The organism is Singulisphaera rosea, assembly GCF_054877945.1.
In genome coordinates this window covers 462,593-481,482 of sequence record NZ_JBTYIP020000004.1, presented here as the reverse complement: position 1 = coordinate 481,482, position 18,890 = coordinate 462,593, and the positions used below count along the sequence as shown (strand labels likewise).

At 65.0% G+C, this 18,890-nt stretch carries 15 protein-coding genes; 9 read left to right on the top strand and 6 right to left on the bottom strand.

What is annotated here, in order from left to right; all coding sequences use genetic code 11:
• The first annotated feature begins 334 nt into the window (after positions 1–334).
• Positions 335–862 carry a hypothetical protein gene (locus ACYOEI_RS10875; RefSeq protein ID WP_462849493.1) on the top strand — a complete coding sequence of 176 codons (528 nt, stop codon included), beginning with the start codon at positions 335–337 and terminating at the stop codon, positions 860–862.
• Positions 859–1,359, top strand: a complete 501-nt coding sequence (locus ACYOEI_RS10870; protein ID WP_462849492.1) for a DinB family protein — start codon at positions 859–861, stop codon at positions 1,357–1,359. Before ACYOEI_RS10875 ends, ACYOEI_RS10870 begins: the two co-directional genes overlap by 4 nt.
• Positions 1,360–1,519: 160 nt before the next feature.
• On the opposite strand, the gene ACYOEI_RS10865 is transcribed toward ACYOEI_RS10870, so the two are convergent.
• Complete coding sequence (locus ACYOEI_RS10865; protein WP_462849491.1) at positions 1,520–3,094, bottom strand: FAD-dependent monooxygenase; 1,575 nt, start codon at positions 3,092–3,094, stop codon at positions 1,520–1,522.
• Between the two features lie 322 nt (positions 3,095–3,416).
• Here ACYOEI_RS10865 and ACYOEI_RS10860 point away from each other — a divergent pair, with 322 nt between their 5' ends.
• Both ACYOEI_RS10860 and ACYOEI_RS10855 read left to right on the top strand, forming a co-directional pair.
• A complete protein-coding gene (locus ACYOEI_RS10860) occupies positions 3,417–3,770 on the top strand; it encodes a translation initiation factor (RefSeq protein WP_462849490.1) in 354 nt (117 codons plus the stop codon).
• Between the two features lie 192 nt (positions 3,771–3,962).
• Positions 3,963–6,077, top strand: a complete 2,115-nt coding sequence (locus ACYOEI_RS10855; protein WP_462849489.1) for a carbon starvation CstA family protein — start codon at positions 3,963–3,965, stop codon at positions 6,075–6,077.
• A gap of 316 nt (positions 6,078–6,393) precedes the next feature.
• On the opposite strand, the gene ACYOEI_RS10850 is transcribed toward ACYOEI_RS10855, so the two are convergent.
• Positions 6,394–7,974, bottom strand: coding sequence for an amino acid permease (locus ACYOEI_RS10850; protein ID WP_462849488.1), 1,581 nt, complete (start codon positions 7,972–7,974; stop codon positions 6,394–6,396).
• 285 nt (positions 7,975–8,259) lie between these two features.
• Positions 8,260–8,871 carry a 3-keto-disaccharide hydrolase gene (locus tag ACYOEI_RS10845; RefSeq protein WP_462849487.1) on the bottom strand — a complete coding sequence of 204 codons (612 nt, stop codon included), beginning with the start codon at positions 8,869–8,871 and terminating at the stop codon, positions 8,260–8,262.
• A gap of 190 nt (positions 8,872–9,061) precedes the next feature.
• Between ACYOEI_RS10845 and ACYOEI_RS10840 the strand changes: the two genes are divergently transcribed.
• From ACYOEI_RS10840 to ACYOEI_RS10820, 5 genes are all read left to right on the top strand, one after another.
• A complete protein-coding gene (locus ACYOEI_RS10840) occupies positions 9,062–9,733 on the top strand; it encodes a nitroreductase family protein (protein ID WP_462849486.1) in 672 nt (223 codons plus the stop codon).
• Between the two features lie 163 nt (positions 9,734–9,896).
• Entirely contained in the window at positions 9,897–10,685 is a 789-nt protein-coding gene (locus tag ACYOEI_RS10835) for a platelet-activating factor acetylhydrolase IB subunit (protein ID WP_462849484.1), read from the top strand.
• 410 nt (positions 10,686–11,095) lie between these two features.
• Positions 11,096–12,175, top strand: coding sequence for a tetratricopeptide repeat protein (locus tag ACYOEI_RS10830; RefSeq protein WP_462849483.1), 1,080 nt, complete (start codon positions 11,096–11,098; stop codon positions 12,173–12,175).
• A gap of 142 nt (positions 12,176–12,317) precedes the next feature.
• Positions 12,318–13,328: an RluA family pseudouridine synthase gene (locus ACYOEI_RS10825; protein ID WP_462849482.1), complete on the top strand. Its 1,011-nt coding sequence runs from the start codon at positions 12,318–12,320 to the stop codon at positions 13,326–13,328.
• 138 nt (positions 13,329–13,466) lie between these two features.
• A complete protein-coding gene (locus tag ACYOEI_RS10820) occupies positions 13,467–15,068 on the top strand; it encodes a TolC family protein (protein WP_462849481.1) in 1,602 nt (533 codons plus the stop codon).
• On the opposite strand, the gene ACYOEI_RS10815 is transcribed toward ACYOEI_RS10820, so the two are convergent.
• The 3 genes from ACYOEI_RS10815 to ACYOEI_RS10805 are packed head-to-tail and all read right to left on the bottom strand — an operon-like array spanning position 15,011 to position 18,544.
• Positions 15,011–15,562, bottom strand: a complete 552-nt coding sequence (locus ACYOEI_RS10815) for a hypothetical protein (protein ID WP_462849480.1) — start codon at positions 15,560–15,562, stop codon at positions 15,011–15,013. The genes ACYOEI_RS10820 and ACYOEI_RS10815 overlap by 58 nt on opposite strands.
• 23 nt (positions 15,563–15,585) lie before the next feature.
• Positions 15,586–18,231 carry a heavy metal translocating P-type ATPase gene (locus tag ACYOEI_RS10810; RefSeq protein WP_462849479.1) on the bottom strand — a complete coding sequence of 882 codons (2,646 nt, stop codon included), beginning with the start codon at positions 18,229–18,231 and terminating at the stop codon, positions 15,586–15,588.
• A 22-nt stretch (positions 18,232–18,253) separates the two neighbouring features.
• Positions 18,254–18,544 (bottom strand): metal-sensitive transcriptional regulator, encoded by a 291-nt coding sequence (locus tag ACYOEI_RS10805; RefSeq protein WP_462849478.1) that lies wholly within the window; start codon positions 18,542–18,544, stop codon positions 18,254–18,256.
• Between the last annotated feature and the right edge of the window lie 346 nt (positions 18,545–18,890).

The following is an 18,890-nucleotide window of genomic DNA, read 5'->3' as shown; positions in this document are numbered from 1 at the left end:
ACCTCCGGGCCGAACCCTTACGCCCGACGACATCGGCGCCGCGAAAAGGTCGGTTATCACATAAAGATTGTCAGAATTAGATTCTACCGCCCTGGTTGAACGGAATCAACGGCCGCTCGAATTCCTCCGCCGGGTGCAGGCGCTATTATCGGCAAACTCGCCGGCGTAAACGATTGAGTCGGCGTGTGTTCGCGTGAACGCTCGACGTTGAGATCGGGGTTTCTGCCCGCCCGGGATTCCGGGGGGACATGATCTTCGGGATCCGTTACGCTCGAGGGGAGAGTCGGGGCTGGTAGGATCGGATTGGCGGGGCACCGTCCGGAGACTCGACCCGATGTTCAACTATTCCCTCGAGGGACCGAAGCCGGCTCGCATGTACGAGGTGATCTTGCCGAAGAAGCTCGGCTACTTCGGCAAGGTCCAGGAGGTCCTCGAGACGCTCTTCGACGAAGATGCGATCCGGATCGTCCCCTTCGTCATGAAGGCGATTGCCCGAAATCGTCGGCTCGATCCGAACTTCGACGAGCACGCGTGGGTCAAGACTCTTTGCCGCGCCTCGCGAGGATACTCGATCTACGAGATGGACGGCCGGTACCTCTCGGCCAAAGGGCCGATCGACGAACGGGTGCTGGTCATCCGATTCATTTTCCACAACCCCGGCGGCGAGCCCGGGCCGAAGACGGATTTCCTCGCCGCGTCGCTCGAGGTGGTCAACCACCTGGTTGCCCACCGATTCGCGGCCGAACTCGGCGTCGAGGAAGAGATCTGGTTCCTCGAGTACAGCCACCCGCAACTCGCCATCTGGCGCAAGAATCCGGACGATGTCGACGAACCTGAAAACCATGATGAGGAGGGTCGATGAGTAGCGGAACGACGTCGGTGATCGATCGCTATGCCGAAGGGGCCCCGCTTCTCCTGTACGCGATCTCCGGCCTCACCCGCGAGCACGAGCTCGCACGCCCGGGCCCCGGCGAATGGAGCATCGCCGAGCTCGTTGGCCACCTCCTCGACTCCGACCTGGTCTACGGCGACCGGATGAAACGCGTGATCGCCGAGGAAGACCCGATCCTTTATGCCTACGACGAGAACGCCTGGATCAACCGCCTGAATTCGCAATCGTTGCCCGTCGAAGAGGCCGCGCACCTCTTCGCGGCGAACCGACGGTGGATGACGCGGATCCTTCGCCAGTGCTCCGACTCCGACTTCGCCAGGAGCGGCAACCACACCGAGACCGGGCGCAAAACCTTGGCCGACCTCGTCGCCGGAGCCATCGGGCACCTCGATCACCACCTGAGATTCCACTACACCAAACGCGCCAATCTGGGCATTGCCATCCCGCCTCGATACACCGCGCAGTAAGGTGCGACGTGTAAGTGGGTAAGCATTAGATATTCGGTCCCGGGATGCGCGGCGTCACGTGACGCCCCCTCGGGTATGAATAAGAAGGGCCCGTCGCCTTGTAACACGAGCCGACTCCGACGTCCCGCACGGGGCTGGGTCCGGGAGCCATGATCCTCACTCAAGGATGTGATGGCTTATGGCTTCCCCCCAGGAGTTGCTTCATACCTCTTCTGGCGAGGTAACTTCGCAACCGAGCCGGGCGGCCGTCCGGCTGGGCGAGGGCGATATAGCCGTCAGGGCGCACCAAATAGAACGCGCCGGGCGTCAGCCCGGCGCGTGCCATTTCGGATCGCCACACGTAGGCGTAGATGGGCAAATTTAACTCGTGACAGGCGGCGACCAAATCGGGTCGTGGATCGCCGTAGATGTGAACTTGCCAGCAGAGGTCACTCAGGGGTGCGAAGTTGTCCGCGTCGGGGCCGGTCGGGGTCCAGGGGAGTCGATCGCCGCCTCGGACCGATCCCGCTTCTCCTTCGCTGAGCAGGCTGTCACGATAGTTGACGCCGATTTGGGAGACGGTGCGGAAAAGGATTCGGCGCCAGGCGGCGCGACGGAAGAGCAGGGGAGCGAATCGGGGGAAGAGGCGGGTCCGGAAGAACTGGGCGAGGGGATTCTGGCTTGTGACCAGGGTGAACGCGCGGTCGGTGGTCGCGACAAGCCTGCGGGCGAAGGCGATCCGCTCCGGTTCGTAGGTGTCGAGCAGGCTCGGCGGGGCGTTCCCTTGGACTGTCGCGGCCAGCTTCCACGAGAGGTTGACGGCGTCGCCGATGCCGGTGTTCATCCCCTGGCCGCCGACGGGACTGTGGACGTGCGCGGAGTCTCCGAGCAAGAAGACTCGCCCGTCGCGGAACCGCGACGCGACGCGGTGGTGGACGTGGTAGGTGGAGAACCAGTTCACCCGGACGACTTTGAATTCGAGATGCTGGACCACACGATCTCGCACGTCTTCAAACGTTAAGGGGGAACGACTTTCGTCCGTCGCCTCGAGCGCGGTGCCGACCAGGCGAACTCGCCCTTTGGCCTTGAGGGGGAAGACCGCCAGGAAGTCGGCGGTTTCGAGGTCGACGTGGATCTCGCGGTCGACCGCGGGCCCGGACCCGTCCACGTCCGCGACGAAGAAGATTTTCTCGTAGGTTCCCCCTGGGAAGCCTGCGCCGATCGCCCCTCTTACGATCGAACGCGCGCCGTCGCAGCCCGCGAGGTAAGCCGCGGTGCACGTCGACTCCGCGCCGCCGTCGATCCTTCGGAGGACCGCGCGCACCGCGCGTTCGTCCTGCTCGAATCGGACGAGCTCGGTTTGTCGTTCGACCGAGATGCCGAGGCCTTCGAGGCGTTCGATGAGCACGCGTTCGTGCGCGTCTTGCGGAAAAATTAGGGGGTAGGGGAACGGGGTGAGGCCGTCACCGAGATTCTCGAAGGGCAAGCGAGCGACCTTGCGTCCTCGGACCCAGAGGTTGGCCGCGGCGACCTGGACTCCGCCCTGGACGAGAGGCTCGGCCATCCCGAGTCTCTGGTAGAATTCCAGAGTACGGGCCGCGACGGCCAGGGCCCGCGAGGTGGTCCCGGGCTCGGCGGTCTTGTCGACGATCCGCACCTTCACGCCCAACTCGGTCAGCCAGACCGCGAGCACGAGTCCCGTCGGGCCGGCACCGACAATGAGCACGTCGGTGTCGTGGGGCAACGGATCCGACACGGTAGGCTCCTTGAGGGAACAGGATGGGTAATCGACAGATGTCGCAGGTTAACGCAGAGGAGATTCGGGTTCGATTCTACTGATGGAAACCTGTGGCGATCTACGTCCTCGGCGGATCGCTGTTGTCTTCCTCACTCGCTTGCACTCGGGTCGTTGAAGATTCCGCCGGCAACCCCTACAGTTGAGGTCGCGGATCGAGGGCTCGGATGTTTCGAGTCTACAAAGAATGTATGGATCTTGCTTGTATTGTCGTCTTCGGCCCAGGGCGATCCCCGGATTGCGGGGCGTTCGGGGCGATCGAAGAGCCGAAGGGGTCGGGATCGTGCAACGCCTTTTCGCCGGGACGCCCTGGGATCGCCCTCCGACGTGTGAACGCTGCGGGAAGCTGGAGTCGGAGTGCGACTGTCCGCCTCCGGTGGTCGAACCGGTCCGGCTCGCGCCCGAGACTCAGACGGCGCGGTTGCGCACCGAGAAACGGGCCAAGGGAAAGTTGGTGACGGTCGTGGCCAACCTCGACCCCGAGGGGAACGACTTGCCGGCCCTCGCCGTACGTCTCAAGGAGAAATGCGGGGCAGGGGGGACGGTCAAGGACGGCCAGATCGAGCTCCAGGGGGATCACCTGGCCGCGGCCGACGCCGCGTTGAAGACTCTCGGCTACAAGACCAAGCGAGGGTGATCGGGCTCGGGCTGGGCGAAGAGGAGAGCCGACTCTGATAGTCATGGGTCGTCGGCGCAAGATGAGACCGGCGGCGGATCCTGGCCAACTTGACCGATGCCGCGAGTGCCGTAAACTGATTCCAACTTGATCGCCCCGCCGGCGCAGCGAGGGTCGTGCGGGGCTTGACGCTTTCAGAACATGAGAGACGCGATGACCCTCCATGCCATGCCGGTGATGCTCGGGGTGCTGGCCGTCTTGGCCGTGGCCTACCGCTACTATAGCGCCTTCCTGGCCGCCAAGGTCGCCGCGCTCGACGATTCGTACGTGACCCCGGCCCATACCCAAAACGACGGTCAGAACTATCACCCGACGAACCGTTGGGTCCTCTTCGGCCACCACTTCGCGGCGATCTCGGGAGCGGGGCCGCTGATCGGGCCGGTCCTGGCCATCCAGTTCGGATATCTGCCGGGTCTGATCTGGCTGGTCGTCGGGGTCTGCCTCGCCGGTGCGGTGCAGGACATGATGGTGCTGGCGGCGTCGGTCCGACGCGGGGGGCAGAGCCTCGCGGGGATTGCCCGGGCGGAGATCGGTCCGGTGGCCGGGGCCGCGACGACGCTCGCGATCCTCTACATCATCATCATCGCTCTCGCCGGCCTGGGGATCGTCGTGGTCAAGGCGCTCGGCGGCGAGGAAGTGCCGATGAAGGCCCAGGCGGTGCTGCACTATCCCGAGGGGGCGCCCCTCGAGAAGATCCTCCGGCCGAATCAACCGAGCATCTACTCCGTGCCCCCCGGGACAACCTACCAGTTCGGTGAAGGGAAGGACCAGTCGATCGAATTCCAGGAGCCGTTCAGGCTCTCCGTCCCGCCGGGCGAGTCGCTGAGGGGGAACCCGAAGGGCGAGGGGTACATGCTGCCCAAAAACACGGTCCGGCTTGTCCCGGGGAGTTCCTGGGGGACCTTCACCATCGCCTGCACCATCCCCATCGCGCTCTTCGTCGGCTGGTACATGTACCGGTTCCGCAAGGGGAAGGTCGTCGAAGCGTCGATCGTCGGCGCCATCGCGGTCCTTGCGGCGACGGTCGGGGGAGCTTGGATTCCCGAGTCCCACCTCCGCCCCTGGTTCGAGCTCTCGAGGAACTGGACCATCGGCGCCATCGCCGCCTACGGCTTCATCGCCTCGGTGCTCCCCGTCTGGCTGTTGCTCTGCCCGCGCGACTACCTCTCGAGCTTCCTCAAGATCGGGACGATCGCGCTGCTCGTCCTGGGCGTGATCGTGGCCAACCCGGCGCTCGAGGCGCCGGCGATCAACCACCAGTTCCAGTCGGGCGGAGGCCCCTACTTCGATGGCCCGATTTTCCCCTATGTGTTCATTTGTATTATGTGCGGGGCGATCTCCGGATTCCACGCACTGGTCTCCTCCGGCACGACCCCGAAGATGGTCGACAAGGAGAGCCACGTCCGGATGATCGGCTACGGGGCGATGCTGATGGAAGGGCTCGTCGGGATCGTGGCCTTGATCGCGGCGGCGGCCCTGCCGAACTCGATGTATTACGACATCAACATCGACCTCGCGAGACGACCCCAGTTCACGCAGGCCCTCAAGGCCATGGACGCCGACCACGACGGCCATCCCGGCGCCCCGAGCGAGCTCGTCGAGATGGAGAAAAACGTCCAGGAGTCGCTCCACGGCCGGACCGGAGGCGCGGTGACCTTGGCCGTCGGGATGGCGCGGATCTTCTCGAAGGCGATCCCGAACATGGACTGGCTGCTCAAGTACTGGTACCACTTCGCGATCATGTTCGAGGCGCTCTTCATCCTCACCACGATCGACACGGGGACGAGAATCGGCCGATTCCTGGTCCAGGAATTCCTGGGCAAGATCTGGAAGCCGTTAGGGAACCTGGATTGGCTCCCCGCGTCGATGCTCGCGACGGCGCTCGTGGTCTTCGGCTGGTCCTACTTCATCTATTCGGGGTCGGTCGAGACGATCTGGCCCATGTTCGGCATGGCCAATCAACTCCTGGCGGTCATCGCCCTCTGCGTGGCGACCACGGTGCTCATCAACTCGGGTCGAGGCCGATACGCCCCAATCACGCTCCTGCCGATGCTTTTCGTCGCGACGACGACGACCGCGACGGGCTATTACGAGATCACGGGTAAATTCACCAAGATGATCAAGAGCGGGGCCGTCGTGAAGGGATGGCTCAACATCGGGCTCACCGCGATGCTGCTGGCGTGCGTCGCGGTGATCCTCGTGGCGGCCGTGACCGGGTGGCTCTCGCCGTCGAAGCCCGGGAAGGTCGAGATGGAAGTCGGCGTGTGAGGACCGACCACGAGCTCGTCCCTGTTTCTGGGGCAAGACTTTTGCCAGGGCGAGAAAATAGAGTCGACCGCCTCGGCAACGCGGCAGACGTATCGTGAGAAAACAGTGTTGATGATCTGTATATGGGTGCCACGGGTTCCGTCTTCGGACCCCGTGGCACCCTCGACCTCTTTTATAAGCACCGATCTCGTCCCATCAGCCAGCCCGGCTTTGGACGAGATGCCGGGTTTCGAAGACTCCCTTGAGCTTTGGTTCGAAATGCTGAACGCCCCCCGAGGCGGCTCTTTGCCGCCTCGCGGGGGCGTTTGCCTTTGGCTCAGGCGATTTCGTCGCCCACGAGGAGGGGATCTTTCTTCTCGTGTCCGATCCGGCTGTGATGGACGCCATAGGCAAAATAGATCACCAACCCGATCACCATCCAGATCACGAGACGAATCCAGGTATCCAACGGGAGACCTGACATCAAGAAGAAGGAAAACACCGTGCCGAGCGGGGCGGTGACCCAGACCGCCGGGGTCTTGAACGGGCGGTCGATGTTCGGCTGCTTGATGCGGAGGACGAGGACGCCCATACAGACGACCGCGAACGCGAAGAGGGTGCCGATCGAAACGAGCTCGCCGACGAGGCTGATCGGCAACGTCCCGGCGGCGATCATCACGACGAACCCTGTGATGATGGTCGTGATGTAGGGGGTGCCGAACTTAGGATGGAGCTTCGAGACGAAGCTGGGGAGGAGCCCGTCGCGCGACATCGTGTAGAAGATCCGTGGCTGGCTCAGGAGCATGACAAGGATGACCGAGCTAAGCCCAGCGATCGCGCCCAGCTTGATGATCGGGGCGAGCCACTTGAAGCCGATCGCGTCGATCCCGACCGCGATCGGGTCGGGAACATTGAGTTGTTTGTAGTTGACGACGCCCGTGAGCACGAACGCGACGAGGATGTAGAGGATCGTGCAGATGACGAGCGATCCCAGGATGCCGATCGGCATGTCGCGTTGGGGGTTCTTGGCCTCCTGGGCCGTGGTCGAGACGGCGTCGAATCCGATGAAGGCAAAGAAGACGACCCCCGCACCGCGCAAGATGCCGGAGAGACCAAACACGCCGAACTCGCCCGTGTTTGGGGGGATGTAAGAGCCGCCCCAGTTTTCGGTCGAGACGTAGCCGATGCCCGCGGCGATGAATAGGAGGACGATGGCGATCTTGATGACGACGATCGCGTTGTTGACCCGCGCCGACTCCTTGATCCCGAAGACGAGGAGCGTCGTGACGGCCGCGACGATGAACATCGCGGGAATATTGATGTAAGCCATCGAGTGGTCGAAGGTGTTCCAATCGATGTGGTTCTTCTCGAGGAGATCCTTCACGCCCCCGAGCGCCGTCCATCCCGAGGCGAGGTGCAGCTTGTTGGCGATCGCGTCGGGAATGTTGATCATATCGGTCCCGGGCGCGTTGGCGTAGTGCGGCGGGATATTGATCCCGACGTTGTGGAGGAAGCTGACGACGTAGCCGGACCAGCCGATCGCGACCGTGGTCGCCCCGAGCGAGTATTCGAGGATCAGGTCCCAGCCGATGAGCCAGGCGATGAATTCGCCCATGGTGGCATAGGCATAGGTGTAGGCCGATCCGGCGATGGGGACGGTCGAGGCCATCTCGGCGTAGCAGAGCCCGGCGAAGGCGCAGGCGATCCCGCCGAGGACGAACGAGAGCGCGATCGCAGGGCCGGCGTTCGACGCGGCGGCGTGGCCGGTGAGGACGAAGATCCCCGCGCCGATGATGGCCCCGATCCCGAGCATCGTCAGGTCGAACGAGGTCAACGAGCGTTTCGGCCCCCCCTCGTCGTTGGAGGCCGCCTCGGCCTTGAGCGAAGCGATTGACTTTCGGACAAACAAATTCGCCATCGTTTACCCCTCGAGAGAATCGCGTCGCATCCCCGGGATCGAATTCGGAACGACCATCGGCAAACGCCGGGCGGTCGGGTCGATCGTCGACCCGACCCTCCCGGCGGACTTGTTTCAAGCAGCGGAAATCAGGAGAAGACTATCGCTCAACGCATGCCTCGAAACCCGGTCGATCTGAAGAACCAGGCTTCTTGGGAAGGCGACGTCGACATCCGGGGAAGGATGTCGGCGTCGAGTGCGTCAGAACCCGGTTTTTCAGGAAAAACCGGGGTTCGGCAGGCGTACTTACTTCGAGGCGGGCAGTTCCTGGACCTCGACGTTCTTGATGTCGACCTGGCTGCCCGGGTCGTGCTGCTGGAAGGCGAAGTGCCCTTCGCTGTGGGTGTTCTTCGTGTCGACGAAGTCGACGACCTTCTTGCCGTTGACCTTGATCGTGATGTGGTTTCCGACCACCTCGACCTCCTGGGTGAACCAGGTGTCGGGCGGGACCAGCATCTCGCGGACGGGCACGAACTTGTAGAGGGTGCCGGTCCGGAGCGGGTCGGTGTGGGTGCTGTTGACCTGCGCCTCATACCCGTCGGGGAAGCCCGGGCCCTTCTTGGTGCGGAAGTACATCCCCGAGTTCGCCTTATCGGCGATCTTGAAGTCGGCCTTGTAGCGGAAGTTCTTGTAATCGCCGCGCGGGCTGAAGAGGTGCGACGCGGGGCCCGAGCCGTGGATCGCGCCGTCGACGACCTTCCACTTGCCGGGCGTGCCGTCGGCCGTCGTCCAACCGCTCAAGGTCTTCCCGTCGAAGAGCGAGACCCACTTGCCGTCGTCTTTCTCGTCCGCGCGAAGGAGGCCGGGCGTCACGAGCCCCAGGGCAAGGCCGCAGGCGATCCGAATCAGTCGATTCATGGGTGGCAGTCCTTCGGAAGTCTGATGGGTTCGGTCGTTGTTCGGGACTGGCCTTCCCGGGTGGGTTTTGCAAAGGAAGGCGTTCCCCTGGCAAGGCGAATCTTAAGCGTCGAAGGTGGCGTGCCGCTAGGGGTTAGTGGTGAGATAGGGGGGAAGTCATGGCCTCGTCCGACCCTGGGAGCCGGGCTCGATGGATGCGTCTCCTCCCCTCTCGACCTTCGACTCGATCGCCCGGCTGGGGTCGAGACGCCGATTCGACCCCGATCGGCCCCTGCCCGACGCACTCCTCAAGCGGATCCTGCACGAGGCGACGCGCATCCCCTCCCCGGCGAATCTGCAGCCCTGGCGATTCCTCGTCGTCCGCGAAGCTCGGAACCGCCGACGGCTGCGAGCCTGTGTCTACGAACGTCCCGAGGTCGTCGAGGCGCCCGTCGTGGTCATCGTGCTCGCCTACCACCATTCGCATCGGACCCACCTCGACGCGGTCGTGGAACGGCAACTCGCGCTCGGGTCCATCTCGCCCGAGGAGGGGGCGAAGCTCCGGGTGACCGTCCCCAGGCACTTCGATCGGCTCGACGACCCGACGGCCCCGGCGAGGGCGGCGACCTCCCGCGCCGAGGTCGCGGTCAGGCTAGTGGCCGAGTCCCTGGGGGTTGCCACGGTGCTGGTCGAGGAATACGACCGGGCGAGGGTCGTCGCCGCGTTCGGCATCCCCGACGACCACTCGCTCTGCGGCGTCGTCGCCCTCGGATACGCCGAGCACGATGAGCCGTTTCCGGGGCGGATGGGCCTCGCCGAAGTCTGCTACCAGGAACATTTCGGGCAGCCCTGGGCCTTGGGTGAGTCGGAAGGCCCCGATTGACGGAGACTCGGGACGCGAAATCCGAGTGATGTAAGGGGACGCTGGAATAGGCTCGGGCTGCGGAGTACCATGTCGTCCCTGATGCGGGCCGAACCGGTATGGGGTCCGCGACGAGTATTCATCCCTTCACCATGAGGCAGGGGGCACGACGATGCGAGGGGCGTTGAGTCAGCGGAGAGCCGGTGGGGCGATCGGCCTGATCGTCGGGGCTTTGATGATCGTGGTGGTAGGCTCGGAGGCCCGTGCCCAGGCGCCGACCCAGGCCCCGCCCGAGAACGCCGCGATCAAGCCGGCGCCGCGCGAGGTCAATTGGATGAAGCGCCACGAGGCGTTTCTCGAGCGGACGAAGCAGGGATCCGTCGACCTCCTGTTCCTCGGCGATTCGATCACCCAGGGTTGGGCCGGTCGCGACCGCGACGGCAAGGGGCCCATCGAGGTCTGGGAACGCTACTACGGACCCAGGAACGCGGCGAACTACGGCATCGGCGGGGACCGGACCCAGCACGTCCTCTGGCGGATCGAGAACGGTGAGATCGACGGGATCAAGCCCAAGGTCGCCGTGCTCATGATCGGGACGAACAACTCGCGCGACAACTCCTCGGCCGAGATCGCCGAGGGGGTCGAGGCGATCGTCAAATCCCTGCGCACCAAGCTCCCCGAGACCAAGATCCTCCTCCTCGGCGTCTTCCCCCGAGGCGCGAAGCCGGCCGAGATCCGGGACAAACTCGCCGCGGTGAACACGTCGATCGCCAAGCTTGACGACGGGAAGATGGTTAAATATCTCGACATCGGCAAAAGTTTCTTGAACGACGACGGCACGATCTCGAAGGACGTGATGCCCGACTACCTCCACCTCTCCCGCAAGGGCTATCGCCTCTGGGCCGACGCGATGGAGCCGACGCTCTGGTCGATGCTGGACGAGGAGGCGGTCAAGAAGGACGCCGGGAAGTAACGACCTGTTTCGGACCCGGACTTCTTCCGAAAAACCGGGCCTCGGGTAGACGTGGGCGATAACGTTCCCGAGGGATCGTCGGGGTCGAACACGCCCGAAACCCGGCTTTGAAGAAAAAGCCGGGTTTCGGGCCAGGGCCCGGTTCCGGGTTCGCTTGACCCTGGGCCGACGGAAATTGTAAGATGAGCCGGGGTTTGGGGTTGATTGGCCGCCAGGAACGCCGTACACGTCGTTCGCCTCGGGACATCGCAAGGTCGGAACCCCCACCAACCTTGCCGCGAGAGCGCGTTGGTGCCCGCCCGACGACGGGGTGGCCGCGGTCGTGGTGCTCCTGACGATTGGTCATTGCCGGGCAGGGTGTTCCCCGTTCGGTTTCGGCGAAGGGTATCGAAGAAGGGATTGAGGCGAGGATGAAAGACACTCCACACCCGACGGCGAAACATCAGCTCGAGCATGAAATCCCGACGGTCATCCACCACCCCGAAGAGGATCTGCCCATCCTCGCGCGCTGGCTGGCGCATGCGATGGAGAACCAGACCCGCTTCTGGAGTCTGATTATCGGCCTCGTGGTCGTGGTGATCGGGGTGACGGTTCTCTCGGCAGGGTTGTCCGGCGGGAAGGTCGCGTCCGACGAAGCCTGGACCGAGCTCGACCAGGCCAAGTCGGCGGCCGACCGCGTGAAGGTCGCCGAGAAATATCCCAAAACGCAGGCGGAGCGGTGGGCCCTCCTCCAGGCCGCGACCGAGTACTACAACAAGGGTTTCGCCGACCTCCCCGCGAACCGGGACGTCGCCCTGCCGGACCTCAAGAAGGCCCTCGAACTCTTCGACCGGGTCATCGACGAGTCCGAGAAGACCTCGCCCCAGGCCCTCGCCGCGTCCTTCGGCAAGGCGAGGACGCTCGAGGCCCGCAACGAGCTCGACAAGGCGATCAAGCAATACGAGCTGGTCGCCAAGACCTGGCCCGGCACCGACGAAGCCAAGCAGTCGACCCAGTTCGCCGAAACGCTCAAGAAGCCGGAGAGCGTTGCCTTCTACAAGGAACTCTACGCCTTCAAGCCGACCGAGGTGAGCCTGCCGCCGATGGGCCAGGAGAGTATCTCGCTGCCGCCGATGCATCCTTCGCTCGACAGCCCGACCATCCCGGCCCCGGGACTCTTGCCGCCCCCGCCGCCCAGTGCCTCGGGCGCGGCCAAGGCCGAAATGCCGAAGGATCTCTTTGCACCGCTGATCGGTGCGCCCAAGGCGGATGCACCGGCATCGGACGCTCCGAAAGCCGACGCGACCAAGCCGGAAGCTCCGAAAGCCGAAACGCCCAAGCCCGAGGCACCCAAGGCGGAAGCCCCGAAGCCGGAAGTTCCGAAGGCGGAAACCCCGAAGCCGGAAGAGCCGAAGGCCGAGGCTCCGAAGCCGGCTCCGAGCTCCGAGCTTCCGAATGATCCGTTTGCCAAGGATGCGGCGCCCAAGGCCGACGCCGCCCCGAAGCCCTGACTCGCCTGCGATCGGACCCGACACCTTCGCCGGTGCCGGGTCCTTCCAAGTGACACGATCGTAGTCCCTTCCTAGACGAGCCCGGGCCCATTTCGGCGTCCCGGGCGTCGACTTTCTGATCCCAGCACGATCCGACCCTCCCATGCCTCCCGAGCTCTCGAGCACCCCCTGCGAATTTGCGGTCAAGGCGAGGATGGTCGGTAAGCGGATCGACGCCTACCTGGCCAGCCGCTACCCCGACTATTCGAGGAGCGTGATCCAGAAGGTGATCGACGCCAAGGCCGTCCACATCAACGGCCAGACGGTTAAGGCCTCGTACAAGGTGCGGCTCGACGACATCATCCGGGTCTGGCTCCCCGAGCTCGCCGACGATGCGCCCGTTCCGGAGGAGATCCCGCTCGAGGTCGTCTACGAGGACGAGGCCTTGACGGTCGTCAACAAGGCGCCAGGGATGGTCGTCCACCCGGCAAAAGGGCACTGGTCGGGGACGCTCGTCAATGCCCTCCAGTTCCACTACGACTCGCTCTCGACCGTCGGCGGCGAGAGTCGCCCGGGGATCGTCCACCGGCTCGATCGAGACACCACCGGACTCTTGATCGTCGCCAAGGACGACTTCGCCCACCGCAAGCTCGCGGCACTCTTCGAGCAGCGGACCATCCACAAAGAGTATCTCGCGCTCGTCTCCGGCGTCCCGTCGCGCGACAGCGACTATATCGAACGGACGATCGGCTTCCACCCGACGAACCGCGAGAAGATGGCGATCCGCCTCCCCGAAGACGGGGGGAAGGCCGCCGTGACCTTCTACGAGGTCCTCGAGCGGTTCGATGGATTCGCCTACGTCCGCTGCAAGCCCAGGACGGGGCGGACCCACCAGATCCGCGTCCATCTGACTCACATCGGCCACCCGATCCTGAGTGACAAGGCCTACTCGGGGCGGGATCGCATGACCCTGGGAGACATCGCCGGGGCCGGTGTCGATGACGCGGATTCGGTCCTCATTGACCGGCAGGCGCTCCATGCCCATCGGCTTTGTTTTCCCCATCCGATCCACGGCCGGGAACTCGACCTGACCGCGCCCCTGCCGGCCGACATGACCCGGGTCCTCGAGGCGTTGCGAGCCCACCGCAAGCCGAGCGCCCGCCCGAATCGCTAATCCCCGACAACCCGGGCAACCGATAAACCCCTCCGGGCTCAACCAACCGGCAATGGCGGTCGCGCCTCGGTTGCGCGTCCCGGCGATGGCGCCTTGGGGGTCTCCGGAATGTTGGGGCGATGGCCACAATATGTCGGCATGGTTTTCCTCGTCGGGCTGACTGGCTGCGTCCAGTCGGCGTCGCGTCGGGAGTATCTCGACGTCCTCGAGGGACTCCACGAGGCGGCGGTTCGTCCGCCGGAGACGATCGGCCCCGACGACCCGGCGGCGATCGCCCTCAACCCGGCACCGACGCCGCCAGAATTGCTCGGTCCGCAACCGGTCGCGACCTTCCTCGGGCGGGCGCTCGCCGAAAACCGGACGGTCCAGGCGGCCCGGTTTAACGTCCTGGCCCTCAGGGCACGCATCCCCCAGGTCACGGCGCTGGACGACCCGGTCGTCTCGAACACGATTTATCCCATTCCCGCGGTCGCCCCCCAGTATTCCTTGATGGGATACAACCCGTATAACCTCATGATCGCCCAGCAGTTCCCCTGGAGCGGGACGTTGGCACTCCGGGGACAAGCGGCCGAGCAGGACGTGAAGGTGGCCCTCGCCGAGCTGGCCGCTTCGGAGCTCGACGCGGTCGCCGGGGTCAAGCGAGCCTACCTCGACCTCCACTTCAATGAACGGGCCGAGGACATCCTGACCGAGAACCGAAAGTTCGCCCTCGACATCGTCGAAGTCGCCCGGCAACGATACAAGACGGGGCTGGCCGCCCAGCAGGATGTCCTCCGCGCCGAGGTGGCTGTCGCCGATCTGGAGCGTGAGTTGATCCGGATCCGCCAAGGTCGGTCCAACGCCAAGGCCGACCTCGCCCAGGTCCTCCACGTCGACCCCGATTCGGACCTCCAGACCCTCCCCGAGAACCCGGTCTGGGACGCCCCGACTCAGGTCGACCGGCTCTATCGCCTCGCCGTCGCCGCGAAGCCCGAGCTCCGGGGCAGGCTCGCTGCGATCGCACGTGACGAGCGTGCCGTCGAGTTGGCGAGGAAACGCTACTACCCCAACATCACGGTCGGCCTCTCGTATATGGATATGGAGAAGACGAACGCGGTGACGCCCGCGACGGCCGGCGGGATGCCGAACGTCGGGCTGTTCGTCGGCTTCAACCTCCCGATCTATCGGCGCAAGCTCGACGCCGGCGTCTGCGAGGCCCAGGCCCGGGCGGTCGCCGACGCCAAACTCTATGACGCCGAGCGTGACGCAACCCACCGCGAGGTGAAAGACCTGTTCGTCCAGGCGAAGGCCCAGCGCGACACTCTCGCGCTCTTCCACAAGAGCATCCTGCCCAAGAGCGAGCAGGCCCTCAAGGCCGCCGCGAGCGACTATCGACTCGGGAACGTCGACTACGTCACGCTCGTGACCGCCTGGCGCGAGGTCCTTCAGATCCGTCTCCAGGCCGCCCAGGTCGAGTCGGAGTTGGGCAAGGCCCTCGCCTCCCTCGAGCGTGCCGTCGGCATCCAGCTCAACGAACGTCCGCTCCCCACGGCCCCGGTCACGGGATCAGCGGATTCGACGACTGCGACAACGGCAGCGCCCCCACCCCCACCCTCTCGGGCCCCGGGGCCGTTCCCCGCCAAGCCCCCGCAGACCAAACCCGAGATCGAAAGCGGATGGATCCCCGCCGAACGGGCTCCCCCTCACGGCATGGACATCAAGCCCGAGCTCCCGAAGTTGGCCGGCATCCGAAACGGATAACCGAAGCCGGGGCCAGGCCTTGGCCCCGTTCTCCCGCGCCCGGGGGAGGTCATCGCCGACATCCCGGCGGCCGCTCCCACGCCCCCTTCATAGCCGAACGGGATATAGGTCCGAGGCGCCTGGCCTGCGATCAGGCCCGGGTTTCTCGAGCTTCCACTACTCATGTTTCCAGAAAGCGAAGCTCCCCCGATCGGTGTTTCGGCCATCGATGCCCCCCCGAACGGAGTCTGTGGGAGCCTTCGGGAAATCGGTTGCGTCCCGAGCGCACCGTCGGAAGATCCCCGGTAGGGGATGAACCCGGCGCCTCCCCCGTTGTACGGGAGATAGCCGCCTCCGCTGGTCCCGTAATACGACGAGATCGCTGTGGATCCATAGCCCCCGAGCGAGCGTGAGCCTGCCGAAATCGACATCTGGGCCTGGCAAACGGAGGGCGGGAGCAACGCGATCCCGAGTAGGAGAAGGCGTCTCGGGAGTCGTCGCATGATCGGCTGCATGTCAGGTTTCTCCAGGGCCGCATTCATCGCGTCGAGTCCAGGGACATCCGGCGGAGGCGCAGGGCGTTGAGGATGACTGAGACCGAGCTGAGGGTCATGGCCCCGCTCGCAATCATGGGACTGAGCAAGATCCCGAAGACGGGATAGAGGGCCCCCGCCGCGATCGGGACGCCGAGGAGGTTGTAGAGGAAGGCGAATGCCAGGTTTTGCCGGATGTTTCGCATGGTCGCCAGGCTGAGCTTGCGGGCCCTGACGATTCCGTTGAGGTCACCCTTCACCAGGGTCACCCCCGCGCTCTCCATCGCCACGTCGGTCCCGGTCCCCATCGCAATGCCGACCTGGGATGTGGCCAGGGCCGGGGCGTCGTTGATCCCGTCGCCCGCCATGGCGACGACATGCCCTTTGGCGCGAAGCTCCTTGACGACCTCGCCCTTCTGCTCGGGGAGCACCTCGGCTCGGAAGTCTTCGACTCCGAGCGAACGCGCCACGGCCTCGGCTGTCGTCCGTCCGTCGCCGGTCAGCATGATGACGCGAAGCCCTTCCGCGCGGAGCGTCCGCAGCGCCTCGGCCGAGGACTCCTTGATCGGGTCGGCGACCCCGAGGATCCCCGCCATCTTCCGGTCGATCGCGACGAAGACGACGGTTTGACCTTCGCGACGAAGCGACTCGGCCCGGTCCGCAAGCGGTCCACTCTCGATGCTGAGACCCTTGAGGTAGGAAGCGTTACCCACCTGGACGTCGTGCCCTTCGACCGACCCTCCGACCCCTCGCCCGGTGATCGACTGGAAGTGCTCGACAGCCGACAAGGAGACGCCACGTTCCTCGGCCCCGGCGGCAATCGCCGAGGCCAGCGGGTGTTCGCTCGCACGTTCGAGGCTCGCGGCCAGGCGGAGCCACCCTCGCTCATCCTGACCTTCCGCCGAGGTGACCGTCACCAGCTTCGGCCGGCCTTCGGTGAGCGTGCCGGTCTTGTCGATCAGGAGCGTGTCGACCTTCTCGAGGATCTCGAGGGCCTCGGCATTCTTGATGAGAACGCCCATCAACGCGCCTCGACCGGTCCCCACCATGATCGACATCGGGGTCGCGAGGCCGAGGGCACACGGGCAGGCGATGATCAGCACAGCCACGGCATTGACCAGGGCGTAGGCCATCCTCGGCTCGGGTCCGAAGGTCGCCCAGGCGAGGAAGGTGAGCACGGCGACGGCGATCACGCCGGGCACGAAGTAGCCCGAGACGGTGTCCGCGAGCCGCTGGATCGGCGCCCGAGTGCGCTGAGCGTCGGCGACCATCTGCACGATCTGGGCTAGCATCGTCTCGGAGCCCACTCGCTCCGCGCCCAGGACGAGGCCCCCCTTGCCGTTGACCGTGCCGCCGATTAAACGATCGCCGGCGCGCTTCTCGACCGGGATCGGCTCGCCCGTGACCATCGACTCATCGACATTGCTCGCGCCTTCGATCACGACCCCGTCGACCGGGATTTTCTCACCCGGTCGCACGCGGAGCCGGTCGCCGACCTGGACGTGCTCGAGCGGGACATCCTCCTCCTTGCCGCCGTCGAGGAGCCTTCGTGCGGTCTTCGGGGCCAGGCCCAGGAGGGCCTTGATCGCGCCGCTGGTCTGTCCCCTGGCCCGGAGCTCGAGGACCTGGCCCAGCAGTACGAGCGTGGTGATCACGGCCGCAGCCTCGAAATAGACCGGCACGGTGCCACCGTGGGTCCGGAACGAGGCCGGGAAGAGTCCCGGGACGAGCGTTGCCGCGACACTGTCGAGGTAGGCGGCTCCCGTCCCGAGCGCGATGAGCGTGAACATATTCAGGTGGAGGCTGACGAGAGACGCCCAACCGCGAACGAAGAACGGCCAGCCTCCCCAAAGGACCACCGGGGTCGCCAGGACGAGCTGGAGCCAAACGATCGCTTGCCCCGAGAGCAGGCCGGTCATCCGGTCGCCCGCGACCATCTCCGCCATCGCGATCACGAGCAGAGGGGCGGAGAGGAGCAGGCAGGCCCGGAATCTCCGGCTCATCTCCACGAGCTCGGGGTTCGGCCCGTCGTCGGCCGTCGCCGTGAGAGGCTCGAGCGCCATCCCGCAGATCGGGCACGAGCCCGGGCCTTGCTGGACGATCTCCGGGTGCATCGGGCACGTATACGTCGCCGTATCGGAGCCGGCGGACTTCGCGTGTCCCGAGTGGTGGCTCGAGTGTTGGCCGGCCGCATGGTCGGAGAGATAGCGTCGGGGATCGGCGTCGAATTTCTGCTTGCAAGACCTCGAGCAGAAGAAATGCTCGACCCCCCCATGACGGCTGCTCCCGGCGGCCGAAGCCGGGTCGATGGTCATCCCGCAAACAGGATCGAGGACCTTGGCCCCTCCTCCGATCGTCACGAGCGAAGGCGCAAGCTTCGCTCCGATCGTGTGGACGTCGGGGAGGATGTCGAGCCCCTTCGATCCTGCAAGATGGTGAGATTCGCCTCCCGAGGATCCGGGATAGCCCGCTCGGGCGAGCGCCTCGGCGAGCACCTCGCGAGGGGTCGTCTCCTCGTGGGACACGGTCACGGTCTTCGCGTCGACGTCCACGTCGACGTGGGAAACCCCCGAGACCGGCCCGAGAGCTCGCTTGATCGCCCCGGCACAACCGTCGCACACGATGTCCGGCGCGGAGAACTTGGATTCCATCGCCAGGATCCTCCGGAAAGCTTTACTTCAAGAAACGAGAGAGCACGGTCTGGATCTCGGCGAGCAGTTGCTCCTGGGTCATCGGCTTCGCCGACGGGTGCTCGGTGTCCGAGCCATGCCCGAGTACGCAAGACTCCAGGTGATTGGTTAGCAACTCGATCCCGAGCGCATCGAGCGCCGAGCGGACCGCGGCGATCTGGTTGAGGATGTCGACGCAGTAGCGTCCCTCGTCCATCATCCGCTGGATCCCCGCGACCTGCCCGGCAATCCGACTGGCGCGGGCCTTGATCTTCACCGACGGTGCATGACTCATGATGCCCTCCGCTGAATACCCCCGTAGGGTATCTATTCCTCAACCTTAGGCGGGGAGGCAAGCCTTGTCAAGGAATTCAAGTTGGCACGCCCGTCCGCTTCCCCGTCTACGGGAACACTCGGCGGAGCAGCGGAAGCCGCGACATCAACCGGCTACGGATAACTGCCCTTTCCTCGGTGACGAGGAGGAGCGAGGTATTTGCCACGGGAGGGCGGGGGGCGGGGGATTGAACCTGTTTTTTTCTTGAAAAACGGGTTTCTGATGCCCACGACTTCGACAATTCCCGGGGACGTCCTCGTGGATTCCCACAGAACCCCGTTTTTCAAGAAAAAAACAGGTTTCGGGG